Raw genomic sequence first — 23,195 nt, 5'->3', positions numbered from 1 at the left:
TTATTTGTCTGGTTTCAATTGCGCAGCAGAATTTCATGACATGGCGCCCCGATTCCGGATGGTGATTCGACGTGCTCGTTTCGCTAACGAGATGAACTTATTTTGCATATCAAAGGATGAAAATCATGCCTTCGCATCGCAATCAATCTTTTCGAAACGGGTTGAGCGCCGCCGGGTCAATCGCCGCATTGATCACGACGCTCGTCTTCGCCGTCGGCGTTCAGGATGTGGGTGCGCAGCAGACGAGTAATTCTTCTGCCCTGAAGATCAAGCCGCCACCGCTGCCCAACGGCTCGGCCCAGGTCAACGTGAAAGCAGGCATGTCCGACGAGGATTGGGAAAAGGCGTACAAGGAAACGGGACGCCCGAAGTTCAATCGAAAGTTGGTCAAGAAAGCCAATGGCAACGTGGAACGCGACTAGGGAGAAACGGTCATGAAAAAGATCTTGCTCGTCATCGCCCTGCTTGCGGGACTCGCGCAAATGACATTGCCGGGCACCGCGCATGCGCAGGCCACTACCGCCCATACGCTTATCCTGTACGACAATCCGGCCAACGATCCGTTTTCGAAGCTGGGACTGATGTACAGCATCATGCTGAGGAATCTTCTGGGTCACTTCAATACGACGATCGACATGGTGCCGATCCAGAACTACACGGCCGGCATGGTCGGGAGCCACGACGCGACGTTCTATATCGGCGACTACTACAACAACCCGATTCCGACGGCGTTCATGAGCGACGTGATGACCACCACGAAGACGGTGGTCTGGTTCAAGTACAACCTGTGGCAGCTCGCATGGAACACGGCCTACACATTCAACCAGACCTTCGGGTTCAGCTTCCTGGGCCTCGCCGGGATGAACGCAACGCCTTCGGCGAGCAATCCGAATCCAGGCTTTTACGACACCGTCACGTACAAGAACCTGTCGATGGTCAAGTACTACGCGTATAACGCGTCGACCGGCGTCATCAGCGCGGATCCGGATGTCGGCCTGACCCAGATCAATACCACCAAGGCGCAAGCGCTCGTCACCATCAAGAACAGCAAGAGCGGGGCAACCACGCCCTACATCGTGCGCTCGGGCAACTTCTGGTACTTCGCCGACATGCCGTTTTCCTATATCGGACCGACGGATCGCTATCTGGTGATTTGCGACATCCTGCACGACATCCTGCAGACCAATGCACCGGTGAATCATCGTGCGCTCGTCCGCCTGGAGGATCTCGACGCGTACACGACCACGAGTTCGATGCAGTTGCTGACGAACTACATGTACTCGAAGAAGATCCCGTTCACGATGGCCACCATCCCCTTGTATACGGACCCGAACGGCTATTACAACGGCGGCGTGCCGGAAACGATCCACCTGGCGCAGGCAACGGGCCTCAAGAGTGCGCTGAACTACGCGCTCGCGCGTGGCGGCTCGATCGTGATGCATGGCTACACGCACCAGTACGATTCGACGCCGAACCTGTTGAATGCAGTCAGCGGCAACGACTACGAGTTCTGGTACGCCGTGCAGAACCGGCCGGTCGATGAGGACTCCATCCCGTGGGCGGAAGGCAGAATGGCCGATGGCCTGCTCGAGTTCACGACCAACGGCTACAAGATCGTCGGCTTTGCCGCGCCGCAGTACCAGATGTCGCCGGCCGCATCGACAGCCACGGCCCTCACGTTCCCGACCACGTTCCAGCGGGCCGTGTATTACACCGCGACCAATCCGCAAATCGGCACGGGTGCCGCCAACCAGGACTTTTCCGCCGGGCAGTTTTTCCCGTACATCATCAACTCCGATTACTACGGGCAGCGGATCGTTCCGGAGAACCTGGGCAGCGTGCAATACAACATCTGCAATATCGACCCGTTCTCGTGCATCACGTACACGTGGCAGCAAATCGTGACCAATGCGCAGTATGGCCTGGCGGTGCGGGACGGTTTCGCGTCCTTCTTCTTCCATCCGTACTGGCTTGAACCGGATCTCGGATTGCCGGCGTACCAGGACTTCCAGAGCATGATTACCGGCATTACGAATCTCGGCTACAAGTGGGTGGACGGCACGACGGCCAAGTGACGCCGACGTAGCGACAACCTCGTGCGACCCGCATTGGCAACGCGGGCCGCACGTTTGCGTTTGATCGGCTACGATGACGCGCAGGCATGCTTCCGGGGAACCAGCGATGACCACGTACGCGATCCCGGCTTTGCGCAGGATTCGACAGCGTATGGGCCGGTTCCGGCTTGCAGCGCGACCGGGCTCGCCCGCCGTCGCGCCGCGTTCGCCGCGCTCGCCTCGCGCGGCGACGCTCGCGGCGATCGGCGCATCGCTCGTCGTGGCCGCCTGCAGCTGGACCGCGCACGACGTACACGCGGACGGCATCGTCTGGCAGCTGGACAACGCGACGACCAATCCGGTCGGCAGCTGGCAGATACTCGGCATCCACGATCTGCTGATTCAGTGGACCGTCGTCGACGATACCGCGTTCATCGCCAACACCCGCATCCAGCCTGCCGCGCACCTTCCCGACTGGGAACGTATCGGCCGTGAGCCGTGGGCCCGCAACGTGATCCTGGGGCTCGCCGGCTACCAGGACGAGAAGCGGGCGCGCACCCATCTGTCGACGCTCGCCGACCAGTCGCTGGAAGTGGTGCACGCAACGGTCCCGCTGCATGTCACCGGCTACTACTTTCCGGTCGAGATCGATCCGACCTGGCAGGACGCGCCCAAGCTCGCCGCGATCCTGCAACGGCTGCCGCGCCCGCTCTGGGTGAGCGTGTACGACCAGACCAATATCGGTGGAAAGGCGCTCGCGGAGTGGCTCGCCGCGTGGCTGCCCGCGGACGTCGGCGTGTTCTTCCAGGACGGCTGCGGCGTCTATGCCCGCGAGCCGTATGTCGCGCGCAGCTACCTCGACGAGCTGGTTGCACGGTTGGGCAAGCAGCGCGTGCGGGTCATCGCCGAGGCGTTCCGGCCCGCCGAGCGGGGCGGGTTCCGTTCCGCCAGCGCCGACGAGTTGAGCAAGCAACTGGTGGCGTATCGCGGCTATCCGGTCTATCTGTTCGACGGTCCGCACTATGTGACGGACGACCTCACGCACGCGCTTTCGACCTGGAAGCCCAAGCCGCCGCCGGCCACGCCTTCCGGGACGCCGCACTGATTCGTTTCGATTCCGGCAAGCGGGGCAGGGTAAGCGTATAAGCGCATGCCGAAACAATCGCCGGGATTGGCTTTTCGCCGGCAACACCCGCACGCAATCCGGTGTCGTCGCGCTGACGGACGGGGCGTTTCGCCGCTGCCGCCCAAGCCCCATGTGATGACCAAACCGCAAGACCTAGTGCATAGATATCGTTTGCCGCGGCCTTAATGACTATCGACAATCGTGGCTCGATTTCACCGCCGTGGCGCCAGAAGCGCCGCGGTGGCCGGTATCCGGCGGCTATCCCGGCCGTCCGCGCCATCCAGCTCACGACGACATGTACGCGTTCACTCCCTCATTCCAGAATCCCGCCGGCTCGCCGATCCGCGAACTGTTCAAGTACCTGTCCGAACCGGGCATGATTTCCTTCGCCGGCGGCTATCCGGCCAGCGACCTGTTCGACGTCGACGGCCTGAACGCAGCCGCCGAGCGTGCGTACGCGCAGCCGGTGCGCTGCCTGCAATACGGCCCGACCGACGGCCTCGCCGAACTGAAGCAGCAACTGATCGCGCTGATGGGGCGCCGCGGCGTGGCGTGCACGCCGGCCGAACTGCTCGTCACGACCGGTTCGCAGCAGGGCCTCGACCTGCTGCTGCGCGTGATGGTGTCGCCCGGCGACGTCGTGCTGACCGAGCAGCCGGCTTACCCGGCGACGCTGCAGGCGATGCGTCTGCAGCAGGCGCGCATCGTGACGATTCCGGTCGACGGCGCGGGCCTCGACGTCGAGCGTCTCGGCGAACAGCTCGCGTCCGGCGCGATTGCGCAGCCGAAGCTGCTCTACACGGTGCCGACCTTCGCGAATCCGACGGGCGCGACGCTCACGCGCGAGCGCCGGCTGAAGCTGCTGCGTCTCGCGGTGCAATACCGTTTCCTGATCATCGAGGACGATCCGTATGGCGACCTGCGTTTCGCGGGCGAAGCCGTGCCGTCGATGCTCGCACTCGCCGATGAAGTGGACGGTGCGCGCGACTGGATCGTGCATTTCGCGAGCCTGTCGAAGATCGTCGCGCCTGGGCTGCGCGTGGGCTGGACGATCGCGCCGGCCGAGATCGCGCGGCGCTGCGTGATCGCGAAGCAGACGGTCGATCTGTGCAGCACGCCGTGGACCCAGGCGGTCGCCGCCGAATATCTGGCCGACGGTGCGCTCGAACGCCATCTGCCGCGCATCACGGCTGCCTACCAGCGCAAATGCGATGCGATGTGCGACGCGTTGCGCGACGGCCTTGGCGATGCGATCGAATTCCATCGTCCCGAAGGCGGGATGTTCGTGTGGGCGCGGATCGGCGCGGTGTCGTCGGACGTGCTGCTGCAACAGGCGATCGCGAACAAGATCGTGTTCGTGCCGGGCAAGGCGTTCTTCGCGGACAACGTCGACGCCGCGTCGCTGCGCCTGTCGTTTGCCGCGCCGGACGTCGACGCGATCCGGGAAGGCGTGGCGCGCCTCGTGCGCGCGTATGGTGCGGCGCTGGCCGCGTGAGGAGACAACAATATGAACATCACCGTCAACGACACCGTATCGACGAGCGTCGCGCCGGGTGCGGGCGATAACCGGCCGGTTGCGCACCGGTCGTCGCAGATCAGCGCGGGGCCGCAGTATGTGGCCGACGTGCTCGGCCGCTTCGGCGCGGAGCCGGCGGCCGACCTCGGCGATGCGGCGCCGGTCGTGCTCGGCTACAACTGAGCCGCACGGCGACGGCGAGCGCGCCACACGCGTGCCGTCGCCGCTGCAAACGGTTAAGCTTGCGCGATCGCAACCTGTACGATCGCCGCACCGTCATGTCCGACTCCACTTCCGAATCGCTCGCGCAAACGTACGAGCGCCTGTGGTCCTGTCTCGAATCCGGCGTGAGCGTGCAGCGCTCGCCGTTCACGATGCTGCAGGCCGCGACGCTCGGCGTCGACGGCGCGCCGAAGGTGCGTACGGTCGTGTTGCGTCAGGTGAGCCGCGCCGATCGTGTGCTGTCGTTTCATACCGATGCGCGTTCGGAGAAGGTCGCCGAGCTGCGTCGCGATCCGCGCATCGCGCTCGTCGCCAACGATCTCGATGCACTCGTGCAGATTCGCGTGGAAGGCGTCGCATCGATCTGCGACGACGAAGCGCAGCGTCGCGCGATCTGGCAATCGAGCCGTCCGCATACGCTGCTGCTGTATCGCGCACCGTTGCCGCCGGGCACGCCGGTCGAGTCGCCGGAAGCCGCGCATGTCGACAGCACCGCATCAACCGACGACGGCTACGACAACTTCTGCCTGCTTCACGTGACCGTGACGCGCATCGACTGGCTCGAACTCGCGCGCGCCGGCCATCGCCGCGCGGTGTTCGACTTGCATGAAGGCGGCTACGAAGGCCGCTGGATCGCGCCCTGAGTGCGCTCAGGGGCCGCCCGTCGGGACGTCATCTTTCACGAGCCGCGCTCGACGAGATTGGCCAACGCCGCGACGAGGTACTGCTCGGCGTCATCGATCGACGAAGCCATCGCCGGCGCCGTGACTTCTCCCCAGAACGGCACGCGCCACTGAGGATCAGGGCGATGCCCCAGGACGACGGCCCGATAAAGGCCATCAGGCCGTCGGGCAATCAGCGCGACCAGATGGCGATCGACGAGATGCGTTTCGGCAACGGGCATCTCGCCGGGCATCAGCACGCCAGTCCAGATACCGCCGTACTTTTCTTCCCATCCCATCGGATCCTCTCCTCACGCCATGGCGCCCGGCGCCTAGGCGTTGCTTCCCGCACCGCGACTGCCGGTTGAACTGGACGGCCGCCCGTCCGACACCACCTGCGCGGCCATCCACTCGCGCATCACGACGATCGCGTCGTCGTCGCGTCGCTCGGCCGGATACACGAGATAGAACCCCACCGACAGCGGAAACGCGAAATCGAACGGCTTGCACAGCCTGCCCGCGGCGATGTCGCGCTCGACCAGCGGATCGGTGGCGAGTGCGATGCCCTGGCCGGCGACGGCCGCATCGATCGCGAGCGACGTCTGGTTGAAGCGCAAGCCCTTGTGCGGATCGAGGTCGACGGGCTCGGGCATCGCGGCGAGGAATTCGGGCCACAGGTCGTGCGCGTCGTGCAGCAGCACATGGCCCGCAAGCGCGCGCGGCGAGGCGGGCGCGGCCAGCAGCGCCGGGCTGCACACCGCACACACGTCGAGCGGGAACAGCGCATGCGTGGCGAGATGCTTGCCGAACGGCGGCTTGCCGTAGCGGATCGCGAGATCGACGCCGTCATGGCGGAACGTTGCGATCTGCGGGTCGGCGATCACGCGCACGTCGTAGTCGGGATGCGCATCGGTGAACTGCGCGAGCCGCGGGATCAGCCATTTCGACGCGAACGACGGCGTCGTGCTGATCGTCAGCGCGGCGCGTCGCTTCACGAGCTTGTCGGTCGCGTCGGCGATCGCGTGCAGCGCGCGCTGCACGTCGGAGAAGTAGGCGGCGCCGTCGTGCGTCAGCGCGAGGCCGCGCGGCAGGCGTTCGAACAGCTTCAGGCCGAGCACGTCCTCGAGATGGCGCACCTGCTGCGCGACCGCGCCCTGCGTGACGCCGATCTCGTCGGCGGCGGCGCGGAAATTCAGGTGCCGTGCGGACACTTCGAACGCGCGAAGCGCATTCAGCGGCGGCAGGCGGGAGGGGCGAGGCGGCATCGTCAGGCTGTAGAAAAACTATCGGCTGGAGGCAGAAATACTGGTTCGACAGTCGTGATTGATGCGCCTACATTACCACCATGGCGCGCCGAACGGCGGCTGCGCGGCGGCAGGATTCGAATGAGGAGCATATCGTGACTGTAGAAAAAGTAGCGTTGATCACGGCGGCAGGCAAGGGCATGGGCGCGGCGATCGCGCGTGAACTGGCGGCGACGGGCTATCGCGTCGCGCTGATGTCGCCGTCGGGCAGCGCGGTGGCGCTCGGCGAGGAGCTGGGCGGGTTCGGCATCCAGGGCTCGGTGACGGAAGAGGCCGACATCGACCGGCTCGTGCAGGAAACGGTGGCGCGCTACGGTCGCATCGATGCGGTCGTGAACAACACCGGGCACCCGCCGAAGGGCGAGCTGCTGGCGATCACCGACGACAACTGGCACGCAGGGCTCGACCTGATCCTGCTGAACGTGGTGCGCGTGATGCGCCGCGTGACGCCGATCTTCCAGAAGCAGGGCGGCGGCGCGGTGGTCAACATCTCGAGCTTCGCGGCGGACGCGCCCGAGCAGCCGATGCCCGTTTCGTCGGCGCTGCGCGCGGCGCTGAGCGCGTGGACGCGTCTTTACGCGGAGCGCTATGCGGCCGAGAACATCCGGATGAACGCGGTGCTGCCGGGCTTCATCGACAGCTGGCCGGAAACGCCGGAAATCGTCGCCCGCATTCCGGCGGGCCGCTTCGGCAAGACCGGCGAGATCGCGAAGACGGTCGCGTTCCTGCTGTCGGACGGCGCGGGCTACATCACCGGGCAGAACATTCGCGTCGACGGCGCGATCGTCAAGGCGCTCTGAGCGTCGCACCGGCGAGCGGCCGTAGAAGCCCGGCCGCTCGCCTCGCAGCAGCTACAAACGCGTACAAATCAGACAAATCCGGGATACATCAGACCTTTCAAATGGGCGACGCCGCGTGACGAGGGCGCGCCGGATTGAAAGCCTGGGTGCGTTTCCCGCGCGCGGCATGTTCACTTTCCACTTCACGAAAGGAGATGCCGAACGATGTCTTCCACACCGTTTTCCCCGATGCGTCGCCACCTGCTGGCCACCTCCGTGGCCGCCGGGGTCTCGGCGATGCTGCCCACCGCGCTGCATGCGGCGACCGGCGCCAGCGGCATACGCCCGTTCACCGCGCACATTCCCGATGAGGCCGTGGCCGACCTGCGCCGCCGCATTGCCGCGACGCGCTGGCCGGGCCGCGAGACCGTCGCCGACGAATCGCAAGGCGTGCGGCTCGCGCGCATGCAGGCGCTGCTGCGTTACTGGGGCACCGACTACGACTGGCGCAAGGGCGAGGCGCGCCTGAACGGTTTCCCGATGTTCATCACGGAAATCGACGGGCTCGACATTCATTTCATCCACGTGCGTTCGCGGCACGAGAACGCGATGCCGATGATCATGACGCACGGCTGGCCGGGCTCGATCTTCGAGTTGCTGAAGGCGATCGGCCCGCTGACCGATCCGACCGCGCATGGCGCGAGCGCGGACGACGCGTTTCACGTCGTCGTGCCGTCGTTGCCGGGCTTCGGCTTCTCGGGCCGGCCGACGCAGACCGGCTGGGGTTCCGACCACATCGCGCGTGCGTGGGGCGAGCTGATGGCGCGGCTCGGCTATGCGCGCTTCGTGTCGCAGGGCGGCGACTGCGGCTCGGTGATCTCGCACCGGATGGCGATGCAGCGCGTGCAGGGCCTGGCCGGGATTCACGTGAACATGCCGGCGACGGTGCCGCCGGATATCGCGACGCTGCTCGCGACCGATGCGCCCGCGCCGGCTTCGCTGTCGCCGAAGGAGAAGGCCGCGTACGAGAAGCTCGCGACCTTTTATCGCGACAACTGCGGCTACTCGGCGATGATGGTCACGCGCCCGCAGACGGTCGGTTATGCGCTGGCCGATTCGCCGTCCGGGCAGGCTGCGTGGATGTACGACAAGATCTCGCAATGGACATACAGCGGCGGCGTGCCCGAACGCTCGATTCCGCGCGACGAGATTCTCGACGACATCTCGCTGTACTGGCTGACGAACACCGCGACGTCCGCCGCGCAGATCTACTGGGAGGATCACTCGAACAACTTCAACGCGGTGGATATCTCGCTGCCGGCCGCGATCACGGTGTTTCCGGGCGAGATCTACCAGGCGCCGCGCAGTTGGGCCGAGCGCAGTTATCACAACCTGATCTACTTCAACGAAGTCGACAAGGGCGGGCATTTCGCGGCATGGGAGGAGCCGGAACTGTTCGCCCGTGAAGTGCGTGCCGGGTTCCGGCCGTTGCGGCGCGGGTAAGCGAGGGAATGTGGCGAACGCGGGCCGAGGGCAGTCATGCGGCCTGCGTTCGCTTTTGTTTTATAGCGAAACCGTCGGCGGCTTTATTTCTCTCTGCGAAAACGGCACGTCATGTCCACACACGATTGAATGACATATCGATGAAATCCGTCCTTCCGGATCGAAACATTCCATCGTAATTATATGATTCCAAAGCGATTTTGATAAAAATCAAAAATATATCGCACGAATGATCTGAGTGTTTGAAACCCTCAATACAATGATTCGCGACAGAAAGGCAAATCGGCCCTTTCACAGTTTCGCCCTGCGAAAAAATACGACCTGAGGTTTCGCGATGACGATTAGCGACGTGCGCGAGTCGCGCGTGTCCGGCAATGGCATGCGGCTGCTTGAAGGCAAACGAGGCATCGTCGTCGGACTGGCGAACGAGCAGAGCATCGCGTGGGGGTGCGCACGCGCCTTTCACGCAGCCGGTGCCGAGCTGGCCGTGACCTGGCAATCCGACCGCGCGTTGCCGTACGTCGAACCGTTGCTGGAACAACTGAAGCCGGCCATTGCGATGCCCGTCGACGTGAGTCGCACCGACCAGATGCGCGCGGTGTTCGACACGATCGGCGAGCAGTGGGGCGGCCTCGATTTTCTGCTGCATGCCGTGGCCTATGCCCCCCGGGCCGACCTGCACGGGCGGGTGGTCGACAGTTCGCCGGAAGGGTTCGCACTCGCGATGGACACCTCCTGCCATTCGTTCATCAGGATGGCGAAGCTTGCCGAGCCATTGATGAATTCCGGCGGCAGCCTGATGGCGATGACCTATATCGGCGCCGACCAGGTCATCGCCGAGTACGGCGTGATGGGGCCGGTCAAGGCGGCGCTGGAGGCCACCGTTCGCTACCTGGCCGTCGAACTGGGGCCGGCAGGCATTCGCGTGCATGCGGTGTCGCCCGGTGCATTGTCCACGCGAGCGGCCTCCGGGCTGCCGAACTTCGATCACCTGCTCGACGACACCGCACGGCGCGCGCCGTTGCGCCGGCCGCTCGACATCGACGACGTCGGCGCGCTGTGCACCTTTCTCGCCAGCGATGCCGCACGCGCGATGACCGGCGGCGTTCACTACATCGACGCCGGGATGCACGTGCTCGGCTGACGCGAGACGGCCGCTCCCGGAATGCGTCGAGATTCACCTAGCCCCTCTGGAGAACAGTGTTATGGATGCTGCCACGCAACTGGCGCGCAGTCATGAGATCGCCGCGGAGATTGTCCACGTCCTGCAAAAGCGCACGCAGCACGCGCTCGAACAGTACGGGAAGCGGCTGAGAGAAGCATTCGACGGCAGCGACAGCCCCAGCCACGACCCGGGCGCCGCCCCTTTTGCCGCACAGTTTTCGCCGCTGGGCGCATGGCATTACGCGGTCGACGCCGCGCAGCGCTCGCTGCTGTTCTGGGACACGCTGCGCGAGCGCGGCTCGCAATTCGTCGAGCGCACGGCCCAGGGGCTCAAGCCGGTGCTGCATTTCGACTACGACGTCGTGCTCGACGGCAGGCAGTTCGAGCGGCCCGTCAATTACGCGCTCGTTCACATCCAGCCGCCGGACGGCGTGATCGTCGACGCCGCGAAGCGGCCTTACCTGATCATCGATCCGCGCGCGGGGCACGGCCCCGGGATCGGCGGCTTCAAGGACGATTCGCAGGTCGGCGTGGCGTTGCGCGCGGGGCATCCGGTGTACTTCGTCGTGTTCTTCCAGGAGCCCGAGCCCGGCCAGACGCTGCTCGACGTGTGCGCGGCGGAACAGGCGTTCGTCCGGAAAGTGCGGGAGCTGCATCCGGACAGCCTCAAGCCGGCCATCGTCGGCAACTGCCAGGGCGGCTGGGCCGCGATGATGCTCGCGAGCTCGTCGGCGGACGATACGGGCCCGATCGTCATCAACGGCGCCCCGATGTCGTACTGGAGCGGCGCGTGGAGCGAGGGGCCCGGCGACAATCCGATGCGCTATGCCGGCGGCCTGCTCGGCGGCACCTGGCTCGCGTCGTTCTCGTCGGACCTCGGCCACGGCAAGTTCGACGGCGCATACCTGGTGCAGAACTTCGAGAACCTGAACCCGGCGAACACGTTGTGGGACAAGTATTACCACGTGTACGACAACATCGACACCGAGCCGCCGCGCTTCCTCGAGTTCGAGCGCTGGTGGGGCGGCTATTACCTGATGAACCGCGAAGAGATCGAATGGATCACGCGCAACCTGTTCATCGGCAACAAGCTCTGGTCCGGTGAGGTGCGGGACGGGGCGGGCAAGGCGTTCGACCTGCGCGAGATCCGCTCGCCGATCATCCTGTTCGCATCGATGGGCGACAACATCACGCCGCCGCAGCAGGCGTTCAACTGGGTCGCGGACATCTACGGCAGCACGGAGGAGATCAAGTCGCGCGGGCAGGTGATCATCGGCTTGATGGAAGAGGACGTGGGGCATCTCGGCATTTTCGTGTCGGGCAAGGTCGCGAAGAAGGAGCACGCCCAGATCGTCAGCGTGCTGGATGCCGTCGAAACACTGCCGCCGGGCCTCTATGCGATGTCGATCGAAGAGGTGAAAGGCGCCGACGGGAAGGTCGCTTACGAGGTCACCTTCGCCGAGCACCGTCTCGAAGAGATCGCGCAGCACTTCAACCGTTTCGGGCGCAAGGACGAACATGCGTTCGAGGCTGTTGCCGAGCTGTCCGAATTCACGCAGCGCGCCTATGAACTGTTCATGCAGCCGTTCGTGCAGCAGGCCTCGAACGAAACCACGGCACGTTTGCTGCGCGATTTTCATCCGCTGCGCTTTCAGCGCTGGGCGTTTTCAGACCTGAACCCGTGGCTTGGCTGGCTGAAGCCGGCCGCCGACACGGTCAAGGCGAACCGTCAGCCGGCCGACGATATCGAGCCGTGGCGCAAGCTCGAACGCCGTGGCTCGGATGTCGTCAGCGCGTCGCTCGATTTTTTCCGTGCGATGCGCGATGCGAGCACCGAGTCGCTGTTCTTCACGCTGTACACGCAACCCTTCATGCTGCATTTCGCGGAGCAGTATCGCGATCGTCACGCGGCTACGCCGGTAGCGACGGACCCTCGCGACCTCCCGTTCGTGAAGGATGCGCTCGCATCGATCGACCGGGGTGGCTACACCGAAGCGGTGGCGCGCGCAGCGTTTCTGCTCGAACGCAGCGGCGAGCCATTTCCGCTGGCGCAGCTTGCGACCGAGCGTGAACTCGCCGAAACCTACGCCGAGTATCTGCCGGACCTGCCGCCCGACCAGTGGCGGCGCATCTATGGCGAGCAGGAAATCATCGCGACGTACGCGCCGCAGCAGGCCGTCGCCACGCTGCCGGCGCTGCTTGCCCGGCCGGAGGACCGCCAGCGGTTGCTGACGTTGCTGGACAAGCTGCTGGGCGATCCGCGCGTGCAAAGCGCGTCGGTGAGCGAGCAACAGTGGGCGGCCCTGCAACGCATCCGCGCGGTGCTGGGCGCAGCGCCCGCGAAGCGGCCGGCCAAGGGGCCCGTGGCGGCCCTCGATCGTGTGCAGTGACGGACAACAGCCAGGAACCGTGATGGAAAACAGACACGAGAAATATCACCGCCTCATCGAACACTGCGGGACGCTGGCGCCGATGCCGACGGCCGTCGTGCATCCGTGCGATCGAAGCTCGCTCGAGGGCGCGCTGGAGGCGGCGCGCAAGCGGCTGATCGAACCGATCCTGGTCGGCCCGCGTGCAAGGATCGAAGCGACCGCCGCGGCGTGCGGGCTGTCGATCAGCGATCACGAGATCGTCGATGCACCGTACAGCGAGGCGTCGGCCGCCGCGGCGGTGCGGCTCGTGCGCGACGGGCGGGCGTCCGCACTGATGAAGGGCAGCCTGCACACCGACGAGCTCATGGCCGAAGTGGTGCGTCACGATGCCGGGTTGCGCACCGGCCGGCGCATCAGCCATTGCTTCGTCATGGACGTGCCCGCGCACGCCGATCCGCTGATCGTGACCGACGCGGCGATCAATATCGCGCCGACGCTCGAGGAAAAGGTCGACATCCTGCAGAACGCGATCGATCTCGCCCATGCGCTGGGATTTCCGCAGGTATACGTGGCGATCCTGTCGGCGATGGAGACGGTCAACCCGAAAGTGCCGTCGACGCTCGAAGCCGCCGCGCTGTGCAAGATGGTGGATCGGCGGCAGATTACCGGCGCGCTCGTCGACGGCCCGCTTGCGCTCGACAACGCGATCGATCCCGAGGCCGCGCGCATCAAGCAGATCGATTCGCCGGTGGCCGGGCATGCGAACGTGCTGATGGTGCCGAACCTCGAAGCGGGCAACATGCTCGCCAAGAGCCTGTCGTTCCTGGCCGGCGCGGACGCGGCGGGGATCGTGCTAGGCGCGCGCGTGCCGATCATCCTGACGAGTCGCGCCGATTCGTTGATTACCCGGCTGGCTTCATGCGCGGTCGCGATGCTCGTCGCGAACGTGCAGCGCGAAGCGGCCACGCGCGCGGGGTGACGCGATGGCAGACGTGATTCTGGTATTGAACGCGGGCTCGTCGAGCATCAAGTTCTCCGCATTCGACGTGCAGCGCGACACGCTCGGGCTGATCGTGCACGGTCAGGTCGACGGTCTGTACACGGACACCGCGCACTTCAGCGCCGTCGACCATCACGCGGAACGTCACGAGCAGCAATGGGCCGGTGGCGAGTCGTTCGGCCATCACGAAGGGCTCGAGCAGATCGCCGCGTTCCTGGAGGCTCATCAGGAAGGGCATCGCCTCGCGGCGGTGGGCCATCGCGTCGTGCACGGCGGGCAGCGCTTCAGCGGCCCGGTGCGCGTCACGCCCGAGATCGTGGCCGAGCTGGACAAACTCACGCCGCTCGCGCCGTTGCATCAACCGCACAACCTGACGCCGATTCGCATCCTCGAAACGGTGCAGCCCGGTATCGAGCAGGTGGCCTGCTTCGACACGGCGTTCCACTGCACGCAGCCCGCGGTGACCCAGGCGTTCGCGCTGCCCGAGTCGATCACCAGCCGGGGCGTGCGCCGCTACGGCTTCCACGGGCTCTCGTACGAGTACATCGCGAGCGTGCTGCCCGACGTCGCGCCACCGGCGGCGCGCGGGCGCACGGTCGTCGCCCACCTCGGCAACGGCGCGAGCATGTGTGCGCTGGTTGCGGGCAAGAGCGTCGCGAGCACGATGGGGTTCACGGCCGTCGACGGGCTGCCGATGGGCACGCGTTGCGGCAACCTGGACCCGGGCGTCGTGCTGTTCCTGATGGAAGAACTCGGGATGGACGTGCGCGCCGTCGAGGATCTGATCTATCGGCGTTCCGGGCTGCTCGGCGTGTCCGGCATCTCGAGCGACATGCGGACCCTGCTCGCGAGCGACGATCCGCACGCGCGGTTCGCGATCGAGCTATACGTCTACCGCATCGCGCGTGAACTCGGGTCGCTTGCCGCCGCGATGGAGGGCATCGACGCCATCGTCTTCACGGCCGGGATCGGCGAGCATGCGGCGCCGATTCGCGAAGGGGTGATGCGTCGGGCGGCGTGGCTCGGCGTCGAGATCGACGTCGAAGCGAACAACGCGGGCGGGCCACTGGTTACGACGGCGTCGAGTCGCGTACCGGCATGGGTGATCCCGACCAACGAAGAACTGATGATCGCGCACCATACGCGCCGGTTGATCCGGTGACGGACGGATGAGCGAACAGGAAAAGGAGCCGTCATGGCCGAACTGTTGCTGGTCAATGTCGAAGAACACGCACGCGACGACGAGGTCGGCGCGTTCCTGACACGGTATGGATTCCCGCTGTTCGATTCGATCGAGCGCGTGCCGGCCGGGATCGGCGACCCGATCGCGCTGCTCCGGTTCAGCACGCTGTCGTCGGTGGCGCTCTACACGCTGCGTGCGCGGATCGATCACCTGTCGTGGCGGGGGCGGTCGATTCGTGCGCATATCCTGCCGGACCGGAAGGTGTGAGCGGCTTCTCGCGCCAGCGTGGTTGAAGGGGGGAATGCGGGCCGGCTCCCCCGCAAACAGGCGTCTCCAGCACGATTTTTGAATCGTCGTGTGTCGTGTTCGCACACAGATACGTTGGGATACAAAGCCTCGGGATGGATCGGATATAAATCCGGTGAAGCGATTCACACGGCGGCGCAGTGCCGGCGCCGCCGCTGAGAACGCCGATTCCCGAGCGCCCGCCCGTGCCGCGGGCCCCTTTCGTAGCGATCGACAATGGAGAACGAGTCATGCCTGAAACCGTGAACACCCGCCGCCGCCTGATCCTGGGTACGACGCTGGCCAGCCTGAGCCTCGCCGACCTCGGCTTCAGCGCCCTCGCGCATGCGCAGTCGGCGCCCGATGCCCCGCCTGCGAAGCGTTCGGCCGGCGTCGCGTCGCTGGGCACGATTCACCAGATCGACGCGGGCGTGCTCAACGTCGGGTATGCGGACCTCGGGCCGAAGAACGGCCCCGTCGTGTTCCTGCTGCATGGCTGGCCGTACGACATCTACAGCTATGCGGAAGTCGCGCCGCTGCTCGTCGCGGCCGGCTATCGCGTGATCGTGCCGTACCTGCGCGGCTACGGGTCGACGACGTTCCGCTCGCCCGACACCGTGCGCAACGGCCAGCAGGCCGTGACGGCGGTCGACATCATCGCGCTGATGGACGCGCTGAAGATCGACCGCGCGGTGTTCGGCGGTTACGACTGGGGCGCGCGCACGGCCGACATCATCGCGGCGCTGTGGCCGCAGCGCGTGAAGGCGCTGGTATCGGTGAGCGGCTACCTGATCGGCAGCCAGGAGGCGAACCGCAAGCCGCTGCCGCCGCAGGCCGAGTTCCAGTGGTGGTATCAGTTCTACTTCACGACCGAGCGCGGCGCGCTGGGCTACGCGGCGAACCGCGACGCGTTCAACAAGCTGATCTGGCAACTCGCATCGCCGAAGTGGCAGTTCTCCGACGAAACCTATGCCCGCTCGGCCGCGTCGTTCCAGAACCCCGATCACGTGGCGGTCGTGATCCACAACTATCGCTGGCGCCTCGGACTCGCGAAGGGCGAGGCGCAGTACGTCGACATCGAGCGGCGTCTTGCCGCCGGGCCCGCGATCACCGTGCCGACGATCACGATGGAAGGCGACGCGAACGGCGCGCCGCATCCGGAGCCGGCCGCGTACGCGAAGAAGTTCACGGGAAAGTACCAGCACCGGACGATCACCGGCGGCATCGGCCACAACCTGCCGCAGGAAGCGCCGCAGGCGTTCGCGGAGGCGATCCTGCAAGTGGAGCATCTGTGATGCGGGCTTGCGTGGGTGTGGCGCGTCGCGGCCTGCGACGCGCGGTCGTCGCGGGCGTGCTGTTGGCCGGCGCGTGGTCGGCGAGCGGCCCGGCCGCGTTCGCGGAGCAGCCGAAGCCGGCTGCCGCCGCGTCGCCGATCTACGGCGTGACGATCCCGCCCGGCTACCGGAAGTGGGAAATGGTCGCGCCGGCCGAAGAGGCCGCGCCGCTCGATGAACTACGGGTGGTGCTCGGCAATCCTGTCGCGATCCGTGCGCTCGAACAGGCGACGTTGCCGTTCCCGGACGGCACGATCCTCGTGAAGCTCGCGTACAAGCGCAAGCAGTCCGACGAGTTCGCGCCGGCGACGGTGCCGGGCCAGGCGACGACCGTGCAGGTGATGGTGAAGGACTCGCGCCGCTATGCATCGACGGGCGGCTGGGGCTTCGGGCGCTTCATCAACGGCGTGCCGGCCGATATCGGCCAGCATCAGACGTGCTTTGCGTGCCACCAGGCGCGCGTGAAGAACCACGACTACGTGTTCACGCGGCTTGCGCCGTGACGTGCACGTCTTGATGTATTCGACGGAAAGGCGTGCCATGCGTGGCACGCCTTTTTTCATGGTGGGTGGGCTTTGGGGGCGCCCATCGGCAGATGGGGCCGCGAACGATGCGGCAGCCCGGTTTGTATCGCACTGTATCTGCGGCCGCTCCTGAAAAACTGGCATGCAGAAAGCCTCGGTTTCGGAAACATGGCAGATACGTGCGCGGGTTCTACTGTCGACATGCAGGAAACGTTCGATGCCAGACGATCTGGATCGGATGCCGAATGATCGACTGACCTACCTCTCTCAAGGAGAACCTTCATGAAAGCCGCTCGACTCCTCGCCGTTGCCGTCCTCGCTGCCATCCCCGCCTTGTCGTTTGCCGATTCCGGCCACGGCCTCACGCGTGCCGACGTGCGCGCAGAACTCGTTCGCCTGGAACAGGCCGGCTACAACCCGGCGCGCAGCGAACCGCACTACCCGGAAGACATCGCCGCCGCGCTGCAGGTCGCACGCTCCGACCAGAACGGCCCGTCGAAGTCGCAGGACGACAACGTCGCCGATGCGTCGACGCCTGCCGGCCATCGCGATGCCGCCCAATCGCGTTCCGCACGGAATGCAGCCGACGACCTGTACGCGCATTCGTGATCCGGTGCCGCGCCTGCAGCAGAGAGGCGCGGTTGCCCGTGCAGCACTTCATTTGAATAACACGACACAAATAGGAGCATGACGATGGCCGGTTTGATGAAACGCGTTCTGGTATCCGCCGCGGTGATCGGCGGACTGTTCGGTGCGGTGGCGGCGCAGGCTGCGCCGAAGGACGACCTGAAGGGCACGAACGTCGTGCTCGTGCACGGCGCGTTCGCCGACGGGTCGAGCTGGAACCGCGTGATTCCGCTGCTCGAGGCGCGCGGGCTGCACGTGGTGTCGGTGCAGAATCCGTTGAGCTCGCTCGCGGACGATGCGGCCGCCACGAAGCGCACGATCGACGCGCAGAAGGGGCCGGTCGTGCTGGTCGGCCATTCGTGGGCCGGCGTCGTGATCAGCGACGCGGGCAACGACGACAAGGTGAAGTCGCTCGTGTACGTCGCCGCGTTTGCGCCCGACAATGGCGAGTCGATCGCCGACGTCACGCAGGGGCTGCCGGCCCCCGCGTGGGCCGGCGAGCTGCGCAAGGACGCGGGCGGTTTCGCGACGCTGTCGGACAAGGCGATCGCGCAGGACTTCGCGCCGGACCTGCCGCCTGCGCAGCAGCGCATCGTTGCGGCGACCCAGGGGCCGTGGTATAGCGGTTGCATCTCGGAGAAGGTCACGCAGGCCGCTTGGCATGCGAAGCCGTCGACGTTCGTCGTCGCGACGCAGGACAAGATGATCGACCCGACGCTTCAGGAAGCGATGGCGAAGCGAATCGGCGCGACGGTCACGCGTGTGAACGGCAGCCATGTGTCGATGCTGAGCCAGCCGAAGGCCGTGGCCGACGCGATCATCGCGGCCGCCGAACGCGCGAAGCAGGATACGCAGTGAGTGACGCGGCGCCGCGCTTTCGTGGGGAAGCGCGACGCCATGAGTGATTGTGATGTCCTTCCAAAAGGAGAAGTCATGACGCAACTCTGGCAACTGCCGGCAACCGAACTCGCGAAACGCGTGCGGCATCGTGAGGTATCCGCGCGCGAAGTGGCCGACGCGGTGCTCGATCGTCTCGATGCTGTGAATCCGGCGATCAACGCGGTGATCGAACACCGGCCCGACGAGGTACGGCAGCAGGCCGACGCAGTCGATCGCGCGATCGCGCGCGGCGACGATCCGGGGCCGCTCGCGGGCGTGCCGGTCACGGTGAAGATCAATGTCGACCAGGCGGGATTCGCGACGACCAACGGCACGCGTTTGCAGGAGAACCTGATCGCGCAAGCCGACAGTCCGGTGGTCAGCAACATCAGAAAGGCCGGTGCGATCCTGCTCGGCCGCACCAATTCACCTACATTCGCGTTGCGCTGGTTCACGTCGAATCTCGTGCATGGCCACACGCGTAATCCGCGCAATCCTTCGCTGACACCGGGTGGATCGAGCGGCGGCGCGGCGGCGGCCGTGGCCGCCGGGATCGGGCCGCTTGCCGTCGGGACCGACATCGGCGGTTCGGTGCGTTATCCGGCCTACGCGTGCGGCGTGCACGGAATCCGGCCGTCGCTCGGACGTGTGCCGGCGTTCAATGCGTCATCGCCCGAGCGTGCGATCGGCGCGCAACTGATGTCGACGGCGGGGCCGATTGCTCGCACGATCGACGATCTCTCGCTCGCGCTGCGTGCATTCGCCGCGCCGGACCCGCGCGATCCGTGGCACGTGGCGGTGCCGTTCGACGGGCGCGAGGTGCCGAAGCGCGCGGCGCTGTGCGTGCGGCCGGGTGGCTTGCAGGTCGTACCTGAAGTGGAGGCCGCGTTGCGCGATGCCGCACGGCGGCTCGTCGATGCGGGTTGGACCGTCGACGAAATCGACGACACGCCGCCGATGCGCGAAGCGGCACTGTTGCAGGAGCAACTCTGGCTCGGCGACGGATTCGACGCATTGACGAGCGCGGTCGTGAAAGACGGCGATCCGGGTGCGGCTGCCGTGGTCGAGGCCGTGCGCGGCAAGGTGCGCGATTTGCCGGCCGACGTGATCAGTCGCGCGCTCGTCCAGCGCACGACGCTGACGCGGCAGTGGCGGCTGTTCCTCGACGAATATGCGGTCGTGCTGCTGCCGGTGTCGTCGGAGCTGCCGTTCCCGGACGATCTCGACCGGCAGGGGCAGGACGGGTTCGATCGCGTGTGGGAAGCGCAGCTCACGTTGCGCGCGCTGCCGGCGATGGGGCTGCCGGGGTTGGCCGTGACGACGGCGCTCGTGAACGGCGTGCCGGTCGGTGTGCAGGTGGTCGCCGCGCATCACCGCGAGGATCTGTGCCTGCTGGCCGGGCGCGATATCGAAGCGCGCGGCGTGCCGGTTGCACCAGTCGACCCGGTGCAGTAACCGGTTGACGGAAGGCGAATGCATCGGCGATGCCCGTCCGGCATCGTGCCGATGCGTTCCGCCAGCCAGCCGGATTTCATCAGTCGTCCCTGCATGCGCGCCCGTGCAGGCACTCCGTTTCGGATTCCGTTGCAACGCGCCATACGCCGCGTTGATCGTCTCCCGCCATGCCTTTCAAAGTCCTTCGATGCGTGACATCGAACGGTCGCCAGTCTTCCCGTCCTGCTCGCCCGCGAACCCGCCCCGATAGCGCGCGTCTGCTATTGCATTCTTCGCGCCGCTGATTAGGAAATGAATTTTTATTGGTTCTGCTTGCCCGGCCGCACTCGCATAGTGGCGCTGACGGCTATAGACAGCATGCAAGCTGCAACGGCCGCATTCCCGGTGTTTTTTGATCATACGAATCAACGAAAACAAGGAAGTGTCATGACGGTTGCATTGGAAGAACGAACCGCTGCGCAGCAGGCGCTCGAAGACGCGCGCGCAGCGGCGGCCGCGGCCGGCACGCCCTATGCGGGCGGTGTCGCGCCGGAAGCGGCGTGGGCGCTGTTCTCGTCCGGCGACGCGTTGCTGGTGGACGTACGCACCGCCGAGGAACGGAAATTCGTCGGCCATGTGCCGGCGTCGCTGCACGTGCCGTGGGCAACGGGCACGAGCCTGACGCGCAACCCGCGCTTCGTGCGCGAACTGGAAGCGAAGACCGGCAAGACGGCTGTCGTGTTGCTGTTGTGCCGCAGCGGCAACCGCTCGGCACAGGCAGCCGAGGCCGCGACGAAGGGGGGCTTGACGCAGGTATTCAACGTGCTCGAAGGGTTCGAGGGCGACCTCGACGAGCGGCAGCATCGCGGCGGCAGCAATGGCTGGCGTTTTCGCGGCCTGCCGTGGGCGCAGGACTGATTCACGGCCGTTACAGGGAGAAAGCAGCATGGCCGCATTCGACATCGACGACATCGTTCAATCGCTGCAGAGCGTGCGCCGCGCATGGCGCGAGAAGCAGCGGCGCTCGCTCGAACCGGGCGGGCGCGACCTGCCGGCGCGCGAGGCGCTCGCGCAGATCATCGGCGCGCTGAAAGGCGTGCTGTTCCCGATGCGGCTCGGGCCGCCCGACCTGCGCCAGGAGAGCGAGAACTTTCACGTGGCCCATGCGCTCGACACCGCGCTGAATGCGCTGCTCGCGCAGGTGAAACTGGAATTGCGCTACGCGGCGCGACAGCGCAATGCCGATGCGTCGGTCGATAACGTCGACGAAGTGGCGTCGACGGCCGTGCAGGCATTCGCCGCGCGCCTGCCCGAGATTCGCCGGCTGCTCGACAGCGACGTGCTGGCCGCCTTCCACGGCGATCCGGCGGCCGGCAGCGTCGACGAGGTGCTGCTGTGCTACCCGGGCATCCTCGCGATGATCCACCACCGGCTCGCGCACGAGCTGTACGGGCTCGGCCTGCCGCTGCTCGCACGGATCATCGCCGAGCAGGCGCATGCGGAAACGGGCATCGACATTCATCCGGGCGCGCGCATCGGCGCGGGCTTCTTCATCGACCACGGCACCGGCGTCGTGATCGGCGAGACGGCGATCATCGGCGAGCGCGTGCGCGTGTACCAGGCCGTCACGCTCGGTGCGAAGCGCTTTCCGCGCGACGCGGCCGGCCACCTGGAGAAAGGGTTGGCGCGCCATCCGATCGTCGAGGACGACGTCGTGATCTATGCGGGCGCAACGATCCTCGGCCGCGTAACGATCGGGCGCGGCGCGGTGATCGGCGGCAACGTGTGGCTCACGCAGGACGTGCCGGCCGGCGCGAACATCACGCAGGCCGTGCTGCGCAGCGAAGCGAACACCGCACCGCGCGCGGCAGCGCGTGTCGCCTAGGAGGCGCGATGAGCGACCTCATCCATCACTTCGGCGCCAACGTGCGCAAGCTGCGCGAAGCGCGCACGTGGTCGCAGGAGCAACTGGCCGAGCATGCGGGGCTGAACCGCTCGTATGTCGGCGAGATCGAGCGCGGCGAGGCGATCGCGTCGATCGTCACGGCCGACAAGATCGCGCGTGCGTTCGACGTGTCGATCTCGACGCTGCTGCCGGGCGCGTACGTCACCTGAGGCTGCCCCGTTCCGTTTCCCTTTCGGTTGCACGCGACATGACGGCTATAGCATGTTGAGCCGGCAGGTGCGTGCTTCCGATAATCACCGAGCGTCATAAGCAATCCCGTTTTTCATCTAAAGAACCCGGAGCCACACATGTCGACCGTTGCAAGCGGCACGGCCGCGCTGAGCGATCACGCCGCCCGCCAACTAGCGAACGCTACCAAGACCGTCCCCCAGCTTTCCACGATCACGCCGCGCTGGCTGACCCACCTGCTGCAATGGGTGCCGGTCGAGGCGGGCATCTATCGCCTGAACCAGGTGAAGAACCCGGAAGCCGTGCGCGCCGCGTGCACGCAGCTCGAGGACGAAAGCGTGCTGCCGCAGACCTTCGTGCCGTACGAGGAACAGCCGCGCGAGTATTTCCTGAACGCGGTGAGCACGGTGCTCGACGTGCATACGCGGATCTCCGATCTTTACAGCAGTCCTCACGACCAGATCAAGGAACAGCTGCGCCTGACGATCGAGACGATCAAGGAGCTGCAGGAAAGCCAGCTGATCAACAACCCCGATTACGGGCTGCTCGCCAATGTGACCGACGAACAGCGGATCTTCCCGCTGACGGGCGCGCCGACGCCGGACGATCTCGACGAGCTGCTGACCAAGGTGTGGAAGGAGCCTGCGTTCTTCCTCACGCACCCGCTCGCGATCGCCGCGTTCGGCCGCGAATGCACGCGGCGCGGCGTGCCGCCGCCGACGGTCAGCCTGTTCGGCTCGCAGTTCCTCACGTGGCGCGGCATTCCGCTGATCCCGTCGGACAAGGTGCCGGTCGCGGACGGCAAGACCAAGATCCTGCTGCTGCGCGTCGGCGACAAGCGCCAGGGCGTGGTCGGCCTCTATCAGCCGGGCGTCGCGGGCGAGCAGGGCCCGGGCCTGTCGGTGCGCTTCATGGGGATCAACAACCAGGCGATCGCGTCGTACCTGATCTCGCTGTATTGCTCGCTCGCGGTCCATTCGCCGGATGCGCTGGCTGTCCTCGATGACGTCGAAATCGCCAAGTTCCATGACTATCCCGACACCTACCGTTAATCCCGGCCTGGCCGGCGGCGACGCGCACGCGCTGCCGCACG

The 23,195-nt window shown here is 66.0% G+C and carries 24 protein-coding genes; 22 read left to right on the top strand and 2 right to left on the bottom strand.

What is annotated here, in order from left to right; translation table 11 throughout:
* Positions 1-116: 116 nt before the first annotated feature.
* The 6 genes from G3N93_RS04590 to G3N93_RS04565 all read left to right on the top strand — a co-directional run bounded on the left by G3N93_RS04590 (position 117) and on the right by G3N93_RS04565 (position 5,562).
* Positions 117-422 carry a hypothetical protein gene (locus G3N93_RS04590; protein WP_241011418.1) on the top strand — a complete coding sequence of 102 codons (306 nt, stop codon included), beginning with the start codon at positions 117-119 and terminating at the stop codon, positions 420-422.
* A 12-nt stretch (positions 423-434) separates the two neighbouring features.
* Positions 435-2,075 (top strand): DUF2334 domain-containing protein, encoded by a 1,641-nt coding sequence (locus tag G3N93_RS04585; RefSeq protein ID WP_206121533.1) that lies wholly within the window; start codon positions 435-437, stop codon positions 2,073-2,075.
* 106 nt (positions 2,076-2,181) lie between these two features.
* Positions 2,182-3,159, top strand: coding sequence for a hypothetical protein (locus tag G3N93_RS04580; protein ID WP_206132368.1), 978 nt, complete (start codon positions 2,182-2,184; stop codon positions 3,157-3,159).
* Between the two features lie 316 nt (positions 3,160-3,475).
* A complete protein-coding gene (locus G3N93_RS04575) occupies positions 3,476-4,675 on the top strand; it encodes a PLP-dependent aminotransferase family protein (RefSeq protein WP_206121531.1) in 1,200 nt (399 codons plus the stop codon).
* A 12-nt stretch (positions 4,676-4,687) separates the two neighbouring features.
* Complete coding sequence (locus G3N93_RS04570; protein WP_206132367.1) at positions 4,688-4,879, top strand: hypothetical protein; 192 nt, start codon at positions 4,688-4,690, stop codon at positions 4,877-4,879.
* Between the two features lie 95 nt (positions 4,880-4,974).
* Positions 4,975-5,562, top strand: coding sequence for a pyridoxamine 5'-phosphate oxidase family protein (locus G3N93_RS04565; RefSeq protein ID WP_206132366.1), 588 nt, complete (start codon positions 4,975-4,977; stop codon positions 5,560-5,562).
* 35 nt (positions 5,563-5,597) lie between these two features.
* Here G3N93_RS04565 and G3N93_RS04560 read toward each other — a convergent pair whose 3' ends face one another.
* Together G3N93_RS04560 and gcvA are read right to left on the bottom strand one after the other, a co-directional pair.
* Positions 5,598-5,879, bottom strand: a complete 282-nt coding sequence (locus G3N93_RS04560) for a hypothetical protein (protein WP_174938190.1) — start codon at positions 5,877-5,879, stop codon at positions 5,598-5,600.
* A 33-nt stretch (positions 5,880-5,912) separates the two neighbouring features.
* Positions 5,913-6,845 (bottom strand): transcriptional regulator GcvA, encoded by a 933-nt coding sequence (gcvA, locus tag G3N93_RS04555; RefSeq protein WP_174938192.1) that lies wholly within the window; start codon positions 6,843-6,845, stop codon positions 5,913-5,915.
* Positions 6,846-6,979: 134 nt separating this feature from the next.
* On the opposite strand from gcvA, the gene G3N93_RS04550 reads away from it, so the two are divergent.
* The 16 genes from G3N93_RS04550 (at position 6,980) to G3N93_RS04475 (ending at position 23,154) form a co-directional block, all read left to right on the top strand.
* The gene (locus G3N93_RS04550; RefSeq protein WP_039354670.1) at positions 6,980-7,684 is read left to right on the top strand and encodes an SDR family oxidoreductase; all 705 of its coding nucleotides are present in this window, start codon (positions 6,980-6,982) and stop codon (positions 7,682-7,684) included.
* A 204-nt stretch (positions 7,685-7,888) separates the two neighbouring features.
* Positions 7,889-9,166: an epoxide hydrolase family protein gene (locus G3N93_RS04545; protein ID WP_206132365.1), complete on the top strand. Its 1,278-nt coding sequence runs from the start codon at positions 7,889-7,891 to the stop codon at positions 9,164-9,166.
* Between the two features lie 334 nt (positions 9,167-9,500).
* Positions 9,501-10,310 carry an enoyl-ACP reductase FabI gene (fabI, locus tag G3N93_RS04540; RefSeq protein ID WP_374196410.1) on the top strand — a complete coding sequence of 270 codons (810 nt, stop codon included), beginning with the start codon at positions 9,501-9,503 and terminating at the stop codon, positions 10,308-10,310.
* 61 nt (positions 10,311-10,371) lie between these two features.
* A complete protein-coding gene (locus G3N93_RS04535) occupies positions 10,372-12,720 on the top strand; it encodes a DUF3141 domain-containing protein (RefSeq protein ID WP_206132364.1) in 2,349 nt (782 codons plus the stop codon).
* Positions 12,707-13,681, top strand: coding sequence for a phosphate acetyltransferase (locus G3N93_RS04530; RefSeq protein ID WP_374196412.1), 975 nt, complete (start codon positions 12,707-12,709; stop codon positions 13,679-13,681). The genes G3N93_RS04535 and G3N93_RS04530 overlap by 14 nt, the downstream gene beginning before the upstream one ends.
* Before the next feature lie 4 nt (positions 13,682-13,685).
* A complete protein-coding gene (locus G3N93_RS04525) occupies positions 13,686-14,864 on the top strand; it encodes an acetate/propionate family kinase (RefSeq protein ID WP_206132362.1) in 1,179 nt (392 codons plus the stop codon).
* Between the two features lie 33 nt (positions 14,865-14,897).
* Positions 14,898-15,152, top strand: coding sequence for an RNA-binding protein (locus G3N93_RS04520; protein ID WP_124581688.1), 255 nt, complete (start codon positions 14,898-14,900; stop codon positions 15,150-15,152).
* 269 nt (positions 15,153-15,421) lie between these two features.
* Positions 15,422-16,465: an alpha/beta fold hydrolase gene (locus G3N93_RS04515; RefSeq protein ID WP_206132361.1), complete on the top strand. Its 1,044-nt coding sequence runs from the start codon at positions 15,422-15,424 to the stop codon at positions 16,463-16,465.
* On the top strand, positions 16,465-17,007 hold the full coding sequence (locus tag G3N93_RS04510; RefSeq protein ID WP_206132360.1) for a cytochrome P460 family protein: 543 nt from the start codon (positions 16,465-16,467) through the stop codon (positions 17,005-17,007). The genes G3N93_RS04515 and G3N93_RS04510 overlap by 1 nt, the downstream gene beginning before the upstream one ends.
* Positions 17,008-17,310: 303 nt before the next feature.
* Positions 17,311-17,637, top strand: coding sequence for a DUF4148 domain-containing protein (locus G3N93_RS04505; RefSeq protein ID WP_206132359.1), 327 nt, complete (start codon positions 17,311-17,313; stop codon positions 17,635-17,637).
* A gap of 84 nt (positions 17,638-17,721) precedes the next feature.
* Positions 17,722-18,513 (top strand): alpha/beta fold hydrolase, encoded by a 792-nt coding sequence (locus G3N93_RS04500; protein WP_206132358.1) that lies wholly within the window; start codon positions 17,722-17,724, stop codon positions 18,511-18,513.
* 75 nt (positions 18,514-18,588) lie between these two features.
* Positions 18,589-19,989 carry an amidase family protein gene (locus G3N93_RS04495; protein WP_174940152.1) on the top strand — a complete coding sequence of 467 codons (1,401 nt, stop codon included), beginning with the start codon at positions 18,589-18,591 and terminating at the stop codon, positions 19,987-19,989.
* 426 nt (positions 19,990-20,415) lie between these two features.
* On the top strand, positions 20,416-20,886 hold the full coding sequence (locus G3N93_RS04490; RefSeq protein WP_174938214.1) for a rhodanese-like domain-containing protein: 471 nt from the start codon (positions 20,416-20,418) through the stop codon (positions 20,884-20,886).
* Positions 20,887-20,914: 28 nt separating this feature from the next.
* Positions 20,915-21,853: a serine O-acetyltransferase EpsC gene (epsC, locus tag G3N93_RS04485; protein ID WP_174938216.1), complete on the top strand. Its 939-nt coding sequence runs from the start codon at positions 20,915-20,917 to the stop codon at positions 21,851-21,853.
* 8 nt (positions 21,854-21,861) lie between these two features.
* A complete protein-coding gene (locus G3N93_RS04480) occupies positions 21,862-22,083 on the top strand; it encodes a helix-turn-helix domain-containing protein (protein WP_011356215.1) in 222 nt (73 codons plus the stop codon).
* A 138-nt stretch (positions 22,084-22,221) separates the two neighbouring features.
* Positions 22,222-23,154 carry a family 2A encapsulin nanocompartment shell protein gene (locus G3N93_RS04475; RefSeq protein WP_006479760.1) on the top strand — a complete coding sequence of 311 codons (933 nt, stop codon included), beginning with the start codon at positions 22,222-22,224 and terminating at the stop codon, positions 23,152-23,154.
* Positions 23,155-23,195 lie beyond the last annotated feature (41 nt).

The organism is Burkholderia sp. Se-20378, from assembly GCF_017104665.1.
GTDB lineage: Bacteria > Pseudomonadota > Gammaproteobacteria > Burkholderiales > Burkholderiaceae > Burkholderia > Burkholderia lata.
This window is presented reverse-complemented; position numbering and strand designations above follow the sequence as displayed.

Excerpts from the sequence above, each read along its gene's own strand:
- G3N93_RS04590 (WP_241011418.1), top strand. The coding sequence starts at position 117 with ATGAAAATCATGCCTTCGCATCGCAATCAATCTTTTCGAAACGGGTTG.
- G3N93_RS04585 (WP_206121533.1), top strand. The coding sequence starts at position 435 with ATGAAAAAGATCTTGCTCGTCATCGCCCTGCTTGCGGGACTCGCGCAA.
- G3N93_RS04580 (WP_206132368.1), top strand. The coding sequence starts at position 2,182 with ATGACCACGTACGCGATCCCGGCTTTGCGCAGGATTCGACAGCGTATG.
- G3N93_RS04575 (WP_206121531.1), top strand. The coding sequence starts at position 3,476 with ATGTACGCGTTCACTCCCTCATTCCAGAATCCCGCCGGCTCGCCGATC.
- G3N93_RS04570 (WP_206132367.1), top strand. The coding sequence starts at position 4,688 with ATGAACATCACCGTCAACGACACCGTATCGACGAGCGTCGCGCCGGGT.
- G3N93_RS04565 (WP_206132366.1), top strand. The coding sequence starts at position 4,975 with ATGTCCGACTCCACTTCCGAATCGCTCGCGCAAACGTACGAGCGCCTG.
- G3N93_RS04560 (WP_174938190.1), bottom strand. The coding sequence starts at position 5,879 with ATGGGATGGGAAGAAAAGTACGGCGGTATCTGGACTGGCGTGCTGATG.
- gcvA (WP_174938192.1), bottom strand. The coding sequence starts at position 6,845 with ATGCCGCCTCGCCCCTCCCGCCTGCCGCCGCTGAATGCGCTTCGCGCG.
- G3N93_RS04545 (WP_206132365.1), top strand. The coding sequence starts at position 7,889 with ATGTCTTCCACACCGTTTTCCCCGATGCGTCGCCACCTGCTGGCCACC.
- fabI (WP_374196410.1), top strand. The coding sequence starts at position 9,501 with ATGACGATTAGCGACGTGCGCGAGTCGCGCGTGTCCGGCAATGGCATG.
- G3N93_RS04535 (WP_206132364.1), top strand. The coding sequence starts at position 10,372 with ATGGATGCTGCCACGCAACTGGCGCGCAGTCATGAGATCGCCGCGGAG.
- G3N93_RS04525 (WP_206132362.1), top strand. The coding sequence starts at position 13,686 with ATGGCAGACGTGATTCTGGTATTGAACGCGGGCTCGTCGAGCATCAAG.
- G3N93_RS04520 (WP_124581688.1), top strand. The coding sequence starts at position 14,898 with ATGGCCGAACTGTTGCTGGTCAATGTCGAAGAACACGCACGCGACGAC.
- G3N93_RS04515 (WP_206132361.1), top strand. The coding sequence starts at position 15,422 with ATGCCTGAAACCGTGAACACCCGCCGCCGCCTGATCCTGGGTACGACG.
- G3N93_RS04510 (WP_206132360.1), top strand. The coding sequence starts at position 16,465 with ATGCGGGCTTGCGTGGGTGTGGCGCGTCGCGGCCTGCGACGCGCGGTC.
- G3N93_RS04505 (WP_206132359.1), top strand. The coding sequence starts at position 17,311 with ATGAAAGCCGCTCGACTCCTCGCCGTTGCCGTCCTCGCTGCCATCCCC.
- G3N93_RS04500 (WP_206132358.1), top strand. The coding sequence starts at position 17,722 with ATGGCCGGTTTGATGAAACGCGTTCTGGTATCCGCCGCGGTGATCGGC.
- G3N93_RS04495 (WP_174940152.1), top strand. The coding sequence starts at position 18,589 with ATGACGCAACTCTGGCAACTGCCGGCAACCGAACTCGCGAAACGCGTG.
- G3N93_RS04490 (WP_174938214.1), top strand. The coding sequence starts at position 20,416 with ATGACGGTTGCATTGGAAGAACGAACCGCTGCGCAGCAGGCGCTCGAA.
- epsC (WP_174938216.1), top strand. The coding sequence starts at position 20,915 with ATGGCCGCATTCGACATCGACGACATCGTTCAATCGCTGCAGAGCGTG.
- G3N93_RS04480 (WP_011356215.1), top strand. The coding sequence starts at position 21,862 with ATGAGCGACCTCATCCATCACTTCGGCGCCAACGTGCGCAAGCTGCGC.
- G3N93_RS04475 (WP_006479760.1), top strand. The coding sequence starts at position 22,222 with ATGTCGACCGTTGCAAGCGGCACGGCCGCGCTGAGCGATCACGCCGCC.